The sequence below is a fragment of the Coleofasciculus sp. B1-GNL1-01 genome (genome assembly GCF_040220235.1).
Taxonomy (GTDB): domain Bacteria; phylum Cyanobacteriota; class Cyanobacteriia; order Cyanobacteriales; family Coleofasciculaceae; genus Coleofasciculus.
The window spans coordinates 81,531-96,967 of sequence record NZ_JAVJTO010000164.1; the positions used below are offsets into that span (position 1 = coordinate 81,531).

16 protein-coding genes are annotated in these 15,437 nt (G+C 45.2%); 12 read left to right on the forward strand and 4 right to left on the reverse strand.

Annotated elements, in window-relative coordinates; all coding sequences use genetic code 11:
* Positions 1 to 44 precede the first annotated feature (44 nt).
* From RID53_RS35280 to RID53_RS35290, 3 genes are all read right to left on the reverse strand, one after another.
* A complete protein-coding gene (locus tag RID53_RS35280) occupies positions 45 to 344 on the reverse strand; it encodes a DUF1830 domain-containing protein (protein ID WP_446392525.1) in 300 nt (99 codons plus the stop codon).
* A gap of 225 nt (positions 345 to 569) precedes the next feature.
* Positions 570 to 959: a hypothetical protein gene (locus RID53_RS35285; protein WP_446392526.1), complete on the reverse strand. Its 390-nt coding sequence runs from the start codon at positions 957 to 959 to the stop codon at positions 570 to 572.
* 207 nt (positions 960 to 1,166) lie between these two features.
* Positions 1,167 to 1,844 (reverse strand): response regulator transcription factor, encoded by a 678-nt coding sequence (locus RID53_RS35290; protein ID WP_446392527.1) that lies wholly within the window; start codon positions 1,842 to 1,844, stop codon positions 1,167 to 1,169.
* 214 nt (positions 1,845 to 2,058) lie between these two features.
* On the opposite strand from RID53_RS35290, the gene RID53_RS35295 reads away from it, so the two are divergent.
* The 11 genes from RID53_RS35295 to RID53_RS35345 all read left to right on the forward strand — a co-directional run bounded on the left by RID53_RS35295 (position 2,059) and on the right by RID53_RS35345 (position 14,454).
* On the forward strand, positions 2,059 to 3,423 hold the full coding sequence (locus RID53_RS35295; protein ID WP_446392528.1) for a PAS domain-containing sensor histidine kinase: 1,365 nt from the start codon (positions 2,059 to 2,061) through the stop codon (positions 3,421 to 3,423).
* 170 nt (positions 3,424 to 3,593) lie between these two features.
* Complete coding sequence (locus RID53_RS35300; RefSeq protein ID WP_446392529.1) at positions 3,594 to 4,037, forward strand: hypothetical protein; 444 nt, start codon at positions 3,594 to 3,596, stop codon at positions 4,035 to 4,037.
* 291 nt (positions 4,038 to 4,328) lie between these two features.
* Positions 4,329 to 4,883 (forward strand): GAF domain-containing protein, encoded by a 555-nt coding sequence (locus RID53_RS35305; protein ID WP_446392530.1) that lies wholly within the window; start codon positions 4,329 to 4,331, stop codon positions 4,881 to 4,883.
* A gap of 21 nt (positions 4,884 to 4,904) precedes the next feature.
* Positions 4,905 to 6,830, forward strand: coding sequence for a hypothetical protein (locus RID53_RS35310; protein ID WP_446392531.1), 1,926 nt, complete (start codon positions 4,905 to 4,907; stop codon positions 6,828 to 6,830).
* Positions 6,831 to 6,839: 9 nt separating this feature from the next.
* Positions 6,840 to 7,895: a pentapeptide repeat-containing protein gene (locus RID53_RS35315; protein WP_446392532.1), complete on the forward strand. Its 1,056-nt coding sequence runs from the start codon at positions 6,840 to 6,842 to the stop codon at positions 7,893 to 7,895.
* Between the two features lie 275 nt (positions 7,896 to 8,170).
* Positions 8,171 to 8,902 (forward strand): phosphate/phosphite/phosphonate ABC transporter substrate-binding protein, encoded by a 732-nt coding sequence (locus RID53_RS35320; protein ID WP_446392533.1) that lies wholly within the window; start codon positions 8,171 to 8,173, stop codon positions 8,900 to 8,902.
* Positions 8,903 to 9,235: 333 nt separating this feature from the next.
* Positions 9,236 to 10,705: a glycoside hydrolase family 13 protein gene (locus tag RID53_RS35325; protein WP_446392534.1), complete on the forward strand. Its 1,470-nt coding sequence runs from the start codon at positions 9,236 to 9,238 to the stop codon at positions 10,703 to 10,705.
* A gap of 234 nt (positions 10,706 to 10,939) precedes the next feature.
* Complete coding sequence (gene hpf / locus RID53_RS35330; protein ID WP_446392535.1) at positions 10,940 to 11,587, forward strand: ribosome hibernation-promoting factor, HPF/YfiA family; 648 nt, start codon at positions 10,940 to 10,942, stop codon at positions 11,585 to 11,587.
* Positions 11,588 to 11,928: 341 nt separating this feature from the next.
* On the forward strand, positions 11,929 to 13,509 hold the full coding sequence (locus RID53_RS35335) for an ATP-binding protein (protein ID WP_446392536.1): 1,581 nt from the start codon (positions 11,929 to 11,931) through the stop codon (positions 13,507 to 13,509).
* Between the two features lie 125 nt (positions 13,510 to 13,634).
* A complete protein-coding gene (locus tag RID53_RS35340) occupies positions 13,635 to 13,946 on the forward strand; it encodes a carbon dioxide-concentrating mechanism protein CcmK (protein ID WP_006099036.1) in 312 nt (103 codons plus the stop codon).
* 148 nt (positions 13,947 to 14,094) lie between these two features.
* Positions 14,095 to 14,454, forward strand: coding sequence for a carbon dioxide-concentrating mechanism protein CcmK (locus tag RID53_RS35345; RefSeq protein ID WP_446356939.1), 360 nt, complete (start codon positions 14,095 to 14,097; stop codon positions 14,452 to 14,454).
* A 196-nt stretch (positions 14,455 to 14,650) separates the two neighbouring features.
* Here the strand turns inward: RID53_RS35345 and RID53_RS35350 are convergent, their stop codons facing one another.
* Positions 14,651 to 14,905: a hypothetical protein gene (locus tag RID53_RS35350; protein WP_446392537.1), complete on the reverse strand. Its 255-nt coding sequence runs from the start codon at positions 14,903 to 14,905 to the stop codon at positions 14,651 to 14,653.
* Between the two features lie 114 nt (positions 14,906 to 15,019).
* On the opposite strand from RID53_RS35350, the gene RID53_RS35355 reads away from it, so the two are divergent.
* On the forward strand, positions 15,020 to 15,265 hold the full coding sequence (locus tag RID53_RS35355; protein ID WP_006099534.1) for a helix-turn-helix domain-containing protein: 246 nt from the start codon (positions 15,020 to 15,022) through the stop codon (positions 15,263 to 15,265).
* The last annotated feature ends 172 nt before the right edge of the window (positions 15,266 to 15,437 follow it).

The window sequence follows — 15,437 nt, forward strand, 5'->3', positions numbered from 1 at the left end:
TAGTTTAGGTCAAAGCTAGTTATAGAATTAGGATTTTCTGGTAATCAAGCAATTTGATGCCATAACGTTTCCTGAACTTGACTCTTCTCTTCTCGGACTTTTAGATAACTACAGGGAATACTATCAATTACATCCATGGCAGTTTCCCCATTGCGATGAAGTTCGAGTTGAGCTTGGGGAGGGGCTTCAAAGAATAAACGTTCCTGGGGAAATATAATTCGTTCAAATTTCCAATTTGGAATATTAGCAATCCGAGCAATTAAGGTTTTTCCCGTTCCATTGATATAGTAACAAAGCATGAGATTACGACTGTCATTGAGCCGAGAGTATAATAGTTGAGTCATCATCAATAACCTCAGTAACGTTATCAGTTGGTCAAAAGTCTTACTCAGAAGCAGGATAAAGGATTAACAAAACGCTTTATCCCCAAGTTTGACTGACTTAAGAAGACTAGCGCAGCGCGGTTTCATTATGATGTCCAGCAAATCACCCATAATAAAAAAGCCTAAAACCCTTACTGTTACAGCCTTGCTATTATGGGCAATTAACAGAACTTGATACAGCTTATCTTATGAAAAAGCTGGGGCAAAAAGATAGGTATAGTTCCAAGGCAAGGTATAGAATTGAGTGTTGGGCAGGGACGCGGGAGGATGCCAGTCCGATTGAGTGTGTAGAATATACTCTATTCCCCAATGAGCATACGTTTCAACCCGCAAACGCAGTTCTAAAGAATGGTAAGGGATTTTCGTTGGCACAAAACCGTTCGCCGTTATGTTTACCTGAGTATAGGTTTCAGGAATAGCCGCCATCACATAGTCAACCAGTCGTTGACGTACATCGGGCTGGGCAAATAGTTCGTTGTAGGGTTCATCACCATAAACTGCCAACGCATTGTCAATTTCTTCATTCACCAATTGCAGTCCCAAGTCTACAACCGCTTTAGACAGTGATTTAGACATTGTTCATTTCCTCAACTTGATGGCTTACCTGCTGAGATCAGAATGGATCTGTTGTCTACGGAAACACTGAAATTCAAGGACATCGAGTCAAAAAGGGAAATATCCCTGTGGGTCATTGCTCGATAACCACTACTGACTTTACAGGTTAAACGTAAAAAAATTGGGGAATGACACTCAAGGTAACTTAGTGCTTTCTTAAAGAAAAGATTAAGAAAAGGGTTTCAATCGATAACCAACGCTATGAACCGTCTCAATCAAATCATCTGGCGCTCCCACCGCTTTGAGTTTGTGACGCAAGCTCTTAATGTGAGCTTTAACGGTATCTTCAAAGGGGGTGGCTTCGGCAGACCACAAATGCTCAATGATAAACTCACGGTTAATGATGCGCTGACTATTTCGCAAAAACAACTCTAGGCAGGAATACTCCTTCGGGGTTAAATGTACAGGCTGTTGATTATAGATTACTTCATGACGACTTGGATCAAGCTGTAATCGCTCCCACTCTAGCACTGGCGGTACTGAACATCCTCCCCGTCGCAACAGCGCTCGAATGCGAGCTAAGAGTTCTGGCAAATCAACGGGTTTGACTACATAGTCATCAGCGCCTGCATCTAAACTGTTCACCTTATCCGTGCTGGTGTCAAGGGCTGTGATCATCAGGATTGAGCCGTGATAACTGTTAGAACGCAGACGCCGACACAAACTGATACCATCTAACTTAGGGAGCATGACATCTAGCAAAATTAAGTCATAATAGAGGCTTGTAATTTGTCGCCAGCCGGCTTCCCCATCATTGACAACATCAACATCATAATTTTGATCGACAAGCGCCTCTGTGAGCGCTTCCGCGAGCGCGATATCGTCTTCCACCAACAAGATTTTCATAGCCAATTGATTGAATAAATCGGTAAGCCAACTCAAGTAGATATAGCAGATGCGCTATATCTTAATTTCTACTTTACCAGCCTTAACATTGGCTCTACTCATCCTCTAGAGCATCGATCCACTGATCACAGTTAACTAATCGGACGAGTGACGTAGCTTGCTTCTTGTCGGGAGCGAGTATAACCAATGAAAAATGATCAATGACAAGTAACAAATGACACATTCTATCCAACCCAAAAATCTGCTTGCTGGTTTGGGTTTAGCATTACTGATTCTCAGTAGTCCGATCGCTGTTTATGTATGGCGGTTAATGGGATTTGCTCCCCCGGCGGTTCCGGCGCATCCTCTATTGTTAATCACCATCACTAACGGTTTCAGCATACTGCTACTAATTGGCATCTACTATCGCTTCTGGGTACGACTTAGGCAACTGGAACAAGACAATGACAACAGCAGATTTTTGTCTCCAGAGATTCGCGATCGTCAACAAGCTGAGTTGCAAGAACAGAATTTTGTTTCAGTCATTCTTGATACCGCTAACGCCTTAATTACCGTTCTCGATCAACAGGGACGAATTATCCGATTTAATCAAACTTGTGAACAACTAAGCGGCTACTCCTCTGAGGAGGTCAAGGGAAAGTATATTTGGGATTTGTTTTTAATTCCTGAAGATATTGAATCAGTAAAAACCATTATTAAAGAACTCCAAGCCTATCACTTTCCCAACGAGCATAAAAATTACTGGATTACACGAGATGGCACTCGTCGCCTAATTTCCTGGTATAGTACAGTCCTGCTGGATGACAATCGTTCCGTCAAGTATTTCATCGGCATTGGTATTGATATCACCGAACGCCAGCAAGCCGAACAAATGCGTCGCCAACTCGAACACCAGCAAGAACTGAGCCAACTCCAGCTACGCTTTTTTTCATTAGTGTCCCATGAATTTCGCACCCCCTTGAGTACGATTCTAGCCTCCGTTCAACTCCTACAACTTTGTCCGGATAAATTTTCTCCAGATAAAAAGATCAGAAATCTGCAACGGATTGAAGCCGCAACTCAACGCCTGCGGCAAATGTTAGATAACATTCTCACAATCAATCGGGTGGAAACGGGACAATTGGAGTTCCAGCCAACGCGGGTGAATGTAGAACAGTTTTGTCAAGGAATTTTAGCGGAGATACCGTTTAATCCAGACCATCAGTATTTCCTAAATTTTGTCAGGACAGCAGACTGTAGCTATGCCTGTTTAGATGAAAAACTGATGCGTTTAATTTTGACAAATTTACTCACGAATGCGATTAAATATTCTCCGCCAGGTAGCACTATTGATTTACGGATCAATTGTACAAAAACTGAGATAAATTTTCAAGTTTGCGATCAGGGAATTGGCATTCCGGCTGATGATATCCCCCATATCTTTGAACCCTTCCACCGGGGAACAAATATTGATAGTATTCCGGGTTCAGGATTAGGGCTAAGCGTTGCCAAAACTTGTGCTAGCGTCCATGGCGGGAACATCAGCGTGACCAGTGAACCTGGAGTGGGTACAACATTTACGGTAACAATTCCTGGCTAATTCATAAGTCAATTGTCGGGGTGGATTTAGCCACTGTAGGGCAAGTTTAGCCACTGTAGGGGCGGGTTTAGGGACTAAATTCAGATACCCAACGATAAATGAACAACAAAACCCGCCCTTATTCATAAGTTAACAAATAGACTATTGGGGTTGAGTGGAGTGTGAGAGTAATGAGCAAAAAACCAACGAAACATAACCATTTTGCTATTACCAAAGCCGCTAAGATAAGGCTGATCATCTTATTTTTGCTATTGGTAAGTTTAGGAATTTGGACAGGATTGACATTTTCGGAACCGACAAGTCCCCAACAGGCAGCCGCTCAAGTTAAGCTGCTAGAAGCTATTTATACTCAGGGGAACTATATTGAGGCGGGGATTTGGATTGCGATCGCATTCGGATTTGGCGTCCGAATCATTCGCCGTTCGGGAACAGAGCGGTATCAAGCACTCATGGCGTTTCTCACCTTCTTTTTCTTTGGACTATCGGATATCATCGAAGTGCAGACAGGAGCCTGGTGGCGTCCTTGGTGGTTGTTTGTGTGGAAAAGTCTATGTGTATTGTCCATGGTAGCCTTGCTCATCAATTATCTGCGATCGCGCTCGGATTCACGGTGATGTTGAGCGGGCGTGCAGGGGGAGATGAGGGCGGGTTTATTAACATCAGGGTAACAACGAAAGATAGTAGTGAAACCAGCCCCTAAACATCGGTCAGGGCGTGTTTTGAACAAACATTAGTCATCCATAGCGAAAAGAAAATCCCTAAACCCGCCCCTACACAAAACCAGACCCCTTGAGCCAAGCGAAGGGTTAAAACCAGGTTCCCGACGAACGAAGTGAAGACTCAAAACTTCACCAATCCCCCGCCAACGATAAAATAGCAAGTGTAACCAATAATTGAGACTTAACATGAATCAGCCAGTGCCAGGGAATTCCCAAACCAACTCTGATTCTGATCAATCGATGACTACTGGTGATCCAGGTTTACGATCCTTTGCTGACCGTCTGGCTAAGAATTTGGCACGGGATACGCTAATTCAAGGAACGACTGACTATCTGCGAAACGTGTTAGCCGTCGATCGCGTGGTTCTCTATTATTTCTATTACGAGTGGAAAGGTCAAGTCACTTTTGAGTCATTGAGTTCTCCCAACTACTCCATCTTCGGCTCGACTGGCGGCGATGAATGCTTTAATGACGAGTATGCGGAGTTGTATTATGCAGGACGAGTAAGAGCGATCGCAGATATTCAAGCCGAACCCATCGATCCCTGTCACCGCGACTTTTTGCATAGCCTTAAAGTACGTGCCAATTTAGTCGTACCGATCCTTACACCGCGACGGTTATGGGGATTACTCGCGGCTCATCATTGTCAAGATACCCATCCTTGGTCACCGTCTGACATTGAAGCCATGAAAAAAGCCGCCCGAATCCTAGCGACGGTTCCAGCAATTCGAGATAGTTAACATCAAATTACAGATGTACCGATGAAAGTCAAAGTCCTAGTTCTAGCGCTGACAACTCTTACCGCACTCGTCGGTACAGCGGATTGGGCTGCAGATTTTCCCCTGAGTCGCTCCCTATTGTCACAGTGGCAATGGGGCGGTTCGGGGCAGTCACAAACCCTGCTCAAAGACCGTATTTTAGATGAAGGGGACACAGAAGCCGCATTTCGGGCGCGGAGTTTGGCAATTCGGGAAAAGGTGGCGGCGGCGGATTTAGAGGGATTGGATACCTGGTGGCGTACTCGCACGATTAGTGACCCCCATAAATACTTACTTCCAGTTATTCTTGCCCGCCTCAGCTTAGGGGAACAATACGATCGCCAGCAAATCTGGGATATACTCTTGGGTTTAGATGAAGGAAAACCGGATCTCTATCACTTCCGCAGTCCCTACGATGTTCGCATCTTCTTCTTATTCCGCGATACCATGCCTGAAGCGGTACAAGCCTCTTACCGTAGTATGGTGGATTCGCCGCGTGTGCGCGAGTGGCTGGAACAGGGTACAGAAAATCATCAGTTCATGCAGCGTATTTCCGGTTTAGCGCTAATGGATGGAAGTGGTTTCCCGACGCCTCTCCCGGCGACGGCGGCGACAAATGAGGCTTGGCTTAGGGCAGAATTGAATAAGTTCCTGACAATTGGACAGGGAGAGTTTCATTCTTCGACCTATTATGGGTATGCGATCGCAGGTTTGCTGAATCTCTATGATTTTGCTGATACTCCCGAATTGCGCCAGTTGGCGAAAGCCGCATTAGATTGGTACGCGGTCAATATGGCGGTGCGCTTCAGTTGGGGAACCTCAGGTGGTGCAGAAAGTCGCGGGTTTGATCGCGGGACCTGGGATGATAGTGGTTTGAGTGGCGTGGCTTGGATTTGGTGGGGGGATAGTTTGACCCTGAGCGGAGTCGAAGGGAGCGAAGCCGAAGGGTTAGCGCCTGTTGAGCGTATGGATCGGGGTGTGACTAGGGTAGCATTACCTGCTGCATTAAGTGATTATCGTCCGCCACCGCAATTGAGAGCGATCGCCCGTAAGGAAATCGAATTACCCTTTCAGCTTAAAGCCAGTCACCCGGGTTATTATAGTTACCACCAAGACAACCGATTTTGGGAAACATTTTATGTGACTCAAGATTATAGTTTGGGTACATTAATTGACCGAAATCGTTCTTACCAAGTCAAAGGCACCATTAATGCCCAATATGCTACCTATAAATTAGTCATCCGCGATCCTCAAGGACAAAATAATGCCGTTGTTAGTCTAGGTGGAACCTATCATTCAGACATGGCGACAGGGCGTTCTCCAGGTGATCAATACGTCCAAGAAAAGGGCGCAGTGATTTATCAGTTACGCTTAAATTCACGAGATAAAGCCGCCGATGTACCAGGGCGTTCTCACCTAGTTTTACCAACTCGATATGGGAAACCCCAGCGCTATGGAGATTGGTACATTTGGCGCATTGAAAATACCTTCCTTTGCGCCCGTCCTTGGGGTGAACAGATAGACTGGCAAAATCAGGTATCGGAGAAATATTCTGATTACCAGGTGTTAGCAGCAATCGGCAGGAATACTGCTTGGATTACCGATGTAGCCAGTGTTGATGATTATCCCACAGTAGAAGCATTACAGCAAGCCCTTGACCAAACTGAGATTCGCGAACGCTCCTGGGAGATAATGGGTCAGATTACCTATACCAGTTTAGCAGGCGATCGCTTACAGATGACCTATCAACCCAATCAAGGAGCGGGTTTAGCACAGATTAATGGGAAAGAGCGAATCCTCGACGATTGGGCGGTGTTAGATAGTCCTTATGTTCAGCAAGACTTAAATAGTGGACTTTTAGAGGTGTTTTCTCCCCCAGAAAACTGGCGTCTACGAGGCACATTGACAGGTCCAGAATGGGAAGAATAGGAGCATAACATGAATAAGGATGAATTGCTTAGACGCTATCAAGCTGGTGAAAGAGATTTTTCGGGTGTGGATCTGAAGGGGGCTGTGATCAGGGATGCCGATTTGAATCATGTCAACTTAAGCCATGCCAATTTAAATGGTACTGGATTTGATCATGTCAATCTCAGTTATGCCAATTTAAACCGTGCTAATTTGGGGGGAGCTAACTTTAATACTGTTAATCTCACCTATGCGAACTTAAGCCATACCAATTTCATGGGGGGAGCTGACTTAGATAATGTAAATTTCAGTTATGCTGACTTAAGTAATGTTTGCTTAGACCACACTTTGAGCAAAAACTGTCACCTAACTGGGGCAAATTTGAGTCGTATGTCCGCACTTCAATCATCCTGGGAAAACTGTGATTTCAGTGGTGCTGACTTAAGTAACATTCATTTTGAGGAAGTTAGTTTGTTGGGGTCTAACCTCAGCCACACTTCTCTAACTCACGCTTGCTTATCTCTTAGTGTTAATCTGAGTGGAGTTAACTTGAGCAATGCTAACCTAACGGATGCCAATCTAACGGGTGTTTGCGGCTGGAGTGGAGTTAACCTGAGCGGGGCAAAACTAACACGAACTCTCTACGGACCTTGTTTAAGCGCTCCGGCTAACTTTGACCTGACTCAAATGGGAGCGATCTTGATTGAGTCGGGTGCTGATTTGAGCGGTTTTGATCTAAGTTATTATGTAAGTCATTTCCACAAGAATTTCCGAATCAGCGTTATCGGAGGACTCAGTGACGTTAACTTTAGTCATGCCAATTTAAGTGGTATTGATTTGAGTGATGAGGAATTAACCCAAGCTAACTTCAGTCACGCCAATTTAACCCGTGTCAACCTCAATGGTGCAGATTTGACTCATGCTAACTTCTGTAATGCCAATTTAGAAGAGGCTGACCTTTCTTATAGCGATTTAAGTCATGCAAATTTGAGTAATGCTAACCTAACAAATGCCAATCTAACTGAGGTAACCTTTTGCCATACCATCATGCCAAACGGTAGTGTTAGAAATGAGAATAGCGATTAAGGTTCTAGAGCCTGTCAACGCAAGTAGGTTGGATATTTGGTAATATCATGTCCGCCTAAACAGTTATTATGCTTTGGTTACATAAAAATATTTACGGAATACATCCTTAAAACCCCCTTGCATTCGTTAATATATTTCCCTCTATAATTCTTAGGCATTTTTATGAATAAAAGCAATAATCATCAATCCTGATTGGCTTGAATTTCCATGAAAAAAGGAATCAGAGGAAGACAACAATCGTCTTCTGCCAATGCACGCAAACAATAGAGCCCTCCATGAACAAGTTAACCCTGATGATTTGTCCCCATGATACAGCCAAAAAACCAGATCGATGGTTTCGCTTCATCCAGTATTTGAATAATCAGCTTGATGTCAACGTACATGTACATATAGAGGTTTCCCTGGATTTCGAGGATTTTCATCAACATCTCGATCAAGCTGATATCGTCTACGCTAACCCGGCTGATAGTATCCATCTGCGGGAACAAGGCTTTTCTGCAGTGGTTCGTCCGCTCAATCTTTATGATGAAGTGGTGTATATTGCCAATCAGGATATCGCCAATCCAACCTTAGATTTGCTGGACGGGAAAACTCTTGCCACTGTCAAAAGTATGCTACCGAGTAAGGTGGCGTTACATAGCCTCAAAGAAAAAGGAATTGCACCTGCACAACTGTTGGATAAATCCTCTTGGTTAGGAGTGATCAATAGTGTGTCCAAAAACGAAGCCCCTTTCGGCATTGTCTATAAAGACACCTACCAGGAACTCTCACCCAATACCAAAGCGATGGTTAATGCTTTTGCTGAATCGGAGGAAAACGTCATCTTTCATAGTATCTATATTAGTCCCAATGCTATGGAGCATAGGAGTGAATTAGAGCGTGTTCTCTTAGAGATGAATGCGACTCCAGCCGGAAAAGATGTGTTGCAAGAACTCAATATTGAAGGATGGTGTAAAACTACGTCCGAAGAAATTAGCACGGCTAAGGAAATTATGATGGCAGCTTAAACCATTCGATTCATCCCCAACCAACTTTTTAGTAGGGTCGGGGATGAATCGCCAAATTCGATAAATATACGACTTAGGACAGATGACATTTAGATAATATCTACATTAGGTGTTTCCTGTTGCCTGTTTCATGACAAAATTCCATCATCCAGTGCTGCACAATAGTCCTTGAGTGGTTTCACCATTGGCACAATTGAGACATCATTGAAATTCGTTACATAACTTTTCCTTTGGCTGAGAGACAATTTTCGGGTAAAATATTAGCTTCCTAACCTAAATCGTATTAAACGAACCCGACTTGTACTCTAGTAGAGAAGAGCTAGACCATTATCAATGGAAATTCAGACCCCAGATTGGGTGAAACACGCCGTCTTCTATCAAATATTTCCCGATCGCTTTGCCAAAGGCAATCCACCCCATTCGCAAGTAGCGAAAACCCTTCCCCTAGAACCTTGGGATGCCTTGCCCACGTTACAAGGCTATAAGGGTGGAGATCTTTGGGGCGTAATGGAAAAACTCGATTATTTGCAAGATTTAGGCATTAATGCCGTTTACTTTACCCCCATTTTTCAATCCGCCAGTAACCACCGTTACCATACTCACGATTATTATCAGATTGACCCTCTATTAGGGGGGAATGGTACATTCATGAAACTGTTGGAAGAATGTCATCGGCGGGAGATGAAAGTCGTCCTGGATGGTGTATTTAACCATGCCAGTCGCGGCTTCTTCTTCTTCAATGACATTCTCGAAAATGGTCCTTATTCCCCCTGGTTAGATTGGTTCAAGGTGGAACGCTGGCCCCTATCAGCCTACGATGGCGACAAACCCGCTAACTATGTCGGTTGGGAAGGAAATCGGGCGTTACCCGAATTTAACCACGATAATCCCGACGTGCGGGAATATATTATGCAGGTTGCCGAACATTGGATTAAACTCGGCATCGATGGCTGGCGCTTAGATGTAGCGTATGAGATTGAAACGCCAGGATTTTGGCAAGAATTTCGCGATCGCGTCAAAGCCATCAACCCGGAGGCTTATATTGTCGGCGAAGTTTGGATGGACTCGCGTCAGTGGCTAGATGGGACGCAATTTGACGGGGTAATGAACTACCTGTTCACCGGACCCACCATTGCCTTTGCTGCTGGCGATCGCGTGATTCGGGAATACGTCGAACAACCCTCTTACGAACCCTATCCGCCCCTAGATGCGCCCGGTTATGCGGCTAAAATTGAGCATCTGTTGCAGTTATACCCCTGGGAAATTCAACTTACCCAACTCAACCTGCTAGCCAGTCATGATACAGCCCGACTGCTATCTATTGCTGAAGGAGGGAAGAAACATCCATCCGCCGAAGCGATCGAAAGCGTGAAGCTGGCTACACTACTACTGTTGACCTTTCTCGGTGCCCCCAGTATCTATTATGGGGATGAAGTTGGGTTACCTGGCGCATTAGATCCCGACTCCCGCCGGGGTTTTCCTCTAGAATCTCAATGGAATCAAGAGATATTCGATTGTCATCGTCAGCTTATTGCCCTGCGTCATAATCGCCCCGCACTGCGTACAGGTAGCTATCAAGTGCTGTTCGCTGAGGGAATGACGTATATCTTTGCCCGCAAACTGGAGGCAGATGAGTTAATTATTGCCGTTAATGCCGGAACCACAACCGCCCAAGTTCAGGTGGAAGTGCCGCCAGAGGTATCACCACGCCATCAAATCGTGTACGGTGACGCCAGCTTCACCTGGAATCAAAACCATTTGGCGATAGACTTACCGCCTCGGACAGGTTGTATTTTGGGTTAGAACATCCGTTCAGGTACAGGTACAGGGGGAGTTTGGATGTCACTCCCCTATTTGCCTTGTCTGCTGTTTGTACCTTATTCCCTGAGTGGAAAGTTACAGTTTTGTAAAGTATTGCTGCTTACATCCGGAAGTCACCACAGTCAGTCCTACAATAGGAGTATCCTCCAAGAGCAACTAAGACCAGCCCTAGCTCTGCTCTATTACGACACAATAGTACAGGACGGAGTAGTCAGTATGAAGCTTGTGATCCAGGGCAAGAACATTGAAATCACTGATTCAATTCGAGAATATGTTAATCAAAAAATAGAAAAAGCGGTCAATCACTTTCAAAATATGACGACTGAGGTGGACGTGCATCTCTCTGTTGCCCGTAATCCTCGGATCAACACGAAGCAAACTGCCGAAGTTACCATTTATGCCAATAAAACCGTAATTCGTGCCCAGGAGAGTAGTGAAGACTTGTATGCCAGTATCGATCTGGTTGCCGATAAGATTCAGCGCCAACTGCGTAAGTACAAAGAAAAACAGCAAAAGAAAACTCATACGCAACCGAAAACAGGGGCTGTTATTCATGAAGCACCTGTGGTTGAGGATTTAATTGGCGATCGCACTCCCGAACTGCCCACAGAAGTCGTGCGGATGAAATATTTCGCCATGCCGCCGATGACGATTGAAGAAGCCATGGAACAGCTTCAACTGGTCGATCATGACTTCTATATGTTCCGGAATGCGAAAACTAACGAGATTAACGTTCTCTATGAACGCAATCACGGCGGATATGGTGTGATTCAGCCTCGCAATGGCAATGGTCATACCAATCATACCAATGGCAAGACTGCCCAAAATGTTGAGGCGGTAACTGATACATCAACAGTTTCATAGCATCTGTTATCAAACTTGGTGTCCTCTCTTGATTCTCCCCCGAGTGACAGGCGGGGGATTATCTCATTTGTCATTGGTCATTGGTCATTCGTCATTGGTCATTGGTCATTTGTCATTCGTCATACTCGCTATCGCGAGAAGCAAGCTACGTCATTTGTCATTTGGTCAGGGCGGGTTTTGCAGCCAAGCTAAGGAAAACCATCAATATTAGTCCCTAAACCCGCCCCTACACACAGATACACCATGGTACGTTTCTACCATGACTGTCCTCATCTCCCCCATCTCCCCCATCTTTGGGATTACCATTGAGTTGGGACTGTAGTACATCGAGGATTAGTGGCGTGGCAAGGGCAAAGATTCTAATTGTCGAAGATGAAATTATTACCGCTCAAGCCATTGCTGGTCAACTCAAACGACTGGGTTACGATGTGGTGGATATCGCCAATTCAGGTACAGCCGCCCTCGCTAAAGTAGCGGAAACTTGTCCAGATCTGGTGTTGATGGATATTGTTCTCAAACACCGAGACATGGATGGAATTGAAACCGCCGAGCAGATTCGCAACCAATTTAAAATACCTGTCATCTATCTGACGGCTCACTCAGAGGCGGCTACCTTGGCGCGTGCGAAAGTTACAGAACCCTTTGGCTATATTGTCAAGCCTTTTAATCAACGGGATTTAGGGATTACCATCGAAATTGCCCTTTATAAGCATCAAACCCAACAGCAGTTAATTGAACGCGAGGAATTTCTCTCCACAATTCTCGACTCAACCCATGATGCTGTAGTCGCAACGGATGCAACAGGCGGCATTACCTATATGAATCCTATCGCCCAAACCATAACGGGTTGGTCGTCTACTGAGGCGATGGACAAACCCGTTACTGAAGTGGTACAAATTTTCGATGAAGCCACGAATACAGTTGTGGAAAACCCGGTGATACTGCTGCTGCGGGGTGAACCTGTGCCGAATCAAGGACATAATCGCCTGTTGATTGCTAGAGATGGAACCAAGACGCCCATCGTCGATCACGTTTCCTTAATGCGCCCTAATGATGATGACATCAAGGGTGCTGTTTTAGTCATTTGCGATATCAGCGAACGTCGTCAAGCCCAAGCCTTAGAACTGGAACGGGTTAAACTAGCCACAGAAGTTGCCGAACGCCAAAAAGCTGAGGCAGAAATTCGTAAAGCTTTAATCGCTGAACAGGAATTGAGCGAACTGAAATCTCGGATTGTGGCGATGATTTCCCACGAATATCGCACACCCTTGGCGGTAATTTTAACCTCAACGGAATTGCTGAAACGCTACAGTACTCAGTTATCACAAGAGAAACAACAAACCTATTTAGACCGGATTCAAATGGGCGTCAAGCAGATGGCTCAGCTTGTGGAAGAGGTTCTCACGTTTAATAAAGCCCAAGCTGGTGAACTTCAGTTTAATCCCGAACCGTTGGATGTGAAAGACTTTTGTCTGCAATTGGTAGATGAACAGCGACTGATGGTTGGCGATCGCTATACGTTGACCTATCATCCTCAACTCTCGTCTGGTGAAGCGGAGTGGGATAAGCAGATGCTGCGACATATTGTCACCAATCTCCTCAGCAATGCGATTAAGTATTCTGCCAAAGGTACTACGGTTTCCTTGTCCCTACGCCGCGAGGACGACACCCTGATCATCCAGGTTCAAGATCAAGGGATTGGTATTCCCGAATCGGAGCAACCGCGATTATTTTCCCCCTTTTTCCGCGCCAGCAATGTCAGCACAATTGCCGGGACGGGGATGGGATTGTCTATTGTTAAAAATTGTGTAGATTTGCATCAAGGGGAGATTGCGATCGCGAGTGAGGTGGGCAAAGGGACAATGGTGACAGTGACGTTACCTGTCAACGCCAAGTCGTCGTCCGGAGATGAGACCCATTAAGACGTATCAATTGATTAAGTTTTATCCCATCTAAAAAATAATCTATAATTTCACCTCAATGGGTGATAAAGCCCCGTACAATATAGTTTGATAGAATCTTTTGAGGTGGAGGTAACAGAGCAATCATGCCCGCAGCCGTTGGGACGATTGAAACGTTAGGGTTTCCTGGGGTACTTGCCGCAGCAGACGCCATGGTCAAAGCTGGCGCGGTTACCCTGGTGAAGTTTGATCGCAATGAAAGTGGTCGCTTTATGGTTAGTGTTCGAGGCAAAATATCTGAAGTTAAGGTGGCTGTAGATGCGGGACTAGAAGCGGTGGAGAAAACACACGGCGCTGAGATAACCGGTTACTACATCATTCCTAATCCCCACGAAAATGTTGACACCGTTCTACCGATTGAATATACCAGTCAAGTTGAACAGTTTCGCTCATTTTAACTGAGTAAGGGAAGGGCAAATGTTTCAGTGACTCTCTGTCTGGTTCGCGATTAAAAGCTAAAGACAAAGAGTATGTTTCTGAAAAAATACCCATAATTCGTAGAATAAGTTTTTGAGTTCATTAATTCATTGATTGAGGAGATTGGCAATGTCAATAGTAGCAGTTGGGTCAATTGAAACCAAGGGTTTTCCCGGTATATTAGCCGCCGCAGATGCTATGGTTAAAGCGGGTCGAGTGACCATAGTCGGCTATATCCGCGTTGGTAGCGCTCGTTTTAATCTGAATATTCGTGGCGATGTTTCCGAGGTAAAAACCGCCATGGATGCTGGAATTGCAGCCGTTGAAAAAACCTATGGTGCAACCTTAGAATCGTGGGTGATTATTCCCCGCCCTCATGAAAATGTGGAGTGTGTTCTGCCAATTGCGTACACAGAAGAGGTTGAGCAGTACAGAGAAGCGGTTGAGAATCCATTAGTCCAAGGTAGAGGAAACGGGTTGCAACGTTAGGAAAATAAGGGAAAGTTTTGTGTAGGGGCGGGCGCGAGCCATTTAATTTTGGTATCTATTGATAATCTCTGCACAAAACCCGCCCTTGATCAAAACAAGACAAATGACCTGAAATCGCCAAGCGATCGCGTCTTCCGCCTACCCTCCCCAAAGCCTGTGAAGCCAAGCGATCGCACCAGGGAATCACACCGACGATTCAATCCACCATGATTTGTCGCCGCAACAGACTCATCATTTCTCCCGAAGCACCATAAGGAATCGGTGGACTCCATTCCCTCACCTCCGCAAACCGTAAGCGATGCAGCGTTTTGATAATGCTGTTGATCCCTTTACGGGAACCAATCACCATCACCTTAATAAATTCTTTCTGAGAAACCGGATCAGTAGAAGCCTGAATAGAAACCTCAGCAGAGGGTAATTGATTCTCATTTGGCACAAAGTACGCTTGCATTTGAGTTCACCTGATTGATTCAATGTGGTCTACTAAGACTACATTTAGCCTAGCAAGCCGTGGTCGCATAAGACAACATTTACTTGCTCAGCATCCTCTGACACGATTAGAGGCATGGGAAAAGCGGGACAAGCTCTCAGGCAAACATTAGACACATACGGCATCAGTCAAAACAAACTAGCCGTAACTTTGGGAGTTGATCGTTCGATGATTTTCAAGTGGTATCACGAGAAAAGAGATCCCACTGCTGAAACCGTGGTGCAGATTGCACAGGCACTCAAAAGCATTAATCCGAGTGCAGCAGCAGAATTTATCCGGTTGTATGTGGGTGAGTTCCTTGAGACTGAGGAGGATAGTTGAAGATAAGCGAGCGATCGCCTCAGTTGCGGGTTAGGGTAAGCAACTGTAACCAAATACTTGCCCAAAGCTACCCATATTTTGACTTTTTGGGTAAGTTTTAATGTCGCGCCATCCGTTCTATTACGTCGCTAAGGCTATTAGCGCCCAACTCCAGTCGTTTTATCTTTAACCA

What these genes read in the sequence shown, in the direction of transcription:
- RID53_RS35320 (WP_446392533.1), top strand. Translation starts at nt 8,171, where the DNA reads ATGAACAAGTTAACCCTGATGATTTGTCCCCATGATACAGCCAAAAAA.
- hpf (WP_446392535.1), top strand. Translation starts at nt 10,940, where the DNA reads ATGAAGCTTGTGATCCAGGGCAAGAACATTGAAATCACTGATTCAATT.
- RID53_RS35305 (WP_446392530.1), top strand. Translation starts at nt 4,329, where the DNA reads ATGAATCAGCCAGTGCCAGGGAATTCCCAAACCAACTCTGATTCTGAT.
- RID53_RS35315 (WP_446392532.1), top strand. Translation starts at nt 6,840, where the DNA reads ATGAATAAGGATGAATTGCTTAGACGCTATCAAGCTGGTGAAAGAGAT.
- RID53_RS35300 (WP_446392529.1), top strand. Translation starts at nt 3,594, where the DNA reads ATGAGCAAAAAACCAACGAAACATAACCATTTTGCTATTACCAAAGCC.
- RID53_RS35325 (WP_446392534.1), top strand. Translation starts at nt 9,236, where the DNA reads ATGGAAATTCAGACCCCAGATTGGGTGAAACACGCCGTCTTCTATCAA.
- RID53_RS35340 (WP_006099036.1), top strand. Translation starts at nt 13,635, where the DNA reads ATGCCCGCAGCCGTTGGGACGATTGAAACGTTAGGGTTTCCTGGGGTA.
- RID53_RS35295 (WP_446392528.1), top strand. Translation starts at nt 2,059, where the DNA reads ATGACACATTCTATCCAACCCAAAAATCTGCTTGCTGGTTTGGGTTTA.
- RID53_RS35290 (WP_446392527.1), bottom strand. Translation starts at nt 1,844, where the DNA reads ATGAAAATCTTGTTGGTGGAAGACGATATCGCGCTCGCGGAAGCGCTC.
- RID53_RS35280 (WP_446392525.1), bottom strand. Translation starts at nt 344, where the DNA reads ATGACTCAACTATTATACTCTCGGCTCAATGACAGTCGTAATCTCATG.
- RID53_RS35285 (WP_446392526.1), bottom strand. Translation starts at nt 959, where the DNA reads ATGTCTAAATCACTGTCTAAAGCGGTTGTAGACTTGGGACTGCAATTG.
- RID53_RS35355 (WP_006099534.1), top strand. Translation starts at nt 15,020, where the DNA reads ATGGGAAAAGCGGGACAAGCTCTCAGGCAAACATTAGACACATACGGC.
- RID53_RS35350 (WP_446392537.1), bottom strand. Translation starts at nt 14,905, where the DNA reads ATGCAAGCGTACTTTGTGCCAAATGAGAATCAATTACCCTCTGCTGAG.
- RID53_RS35345 (WP_446356939.1), top strand. Translation starts at nt 14,095, where the DNA reads ATGTCAATAGTAGCAGTTGGGTCAATTGAAACCAAGGGTTTTCCCGGT.
- RID53_RS35310 (WP_446392531.1), top strand. Translation starts at nt 4,905, where the DNA reads ATGAAAGTCAAAGTCCTAGTTCTAGCGCTGACAACTCTTACCGCACTC.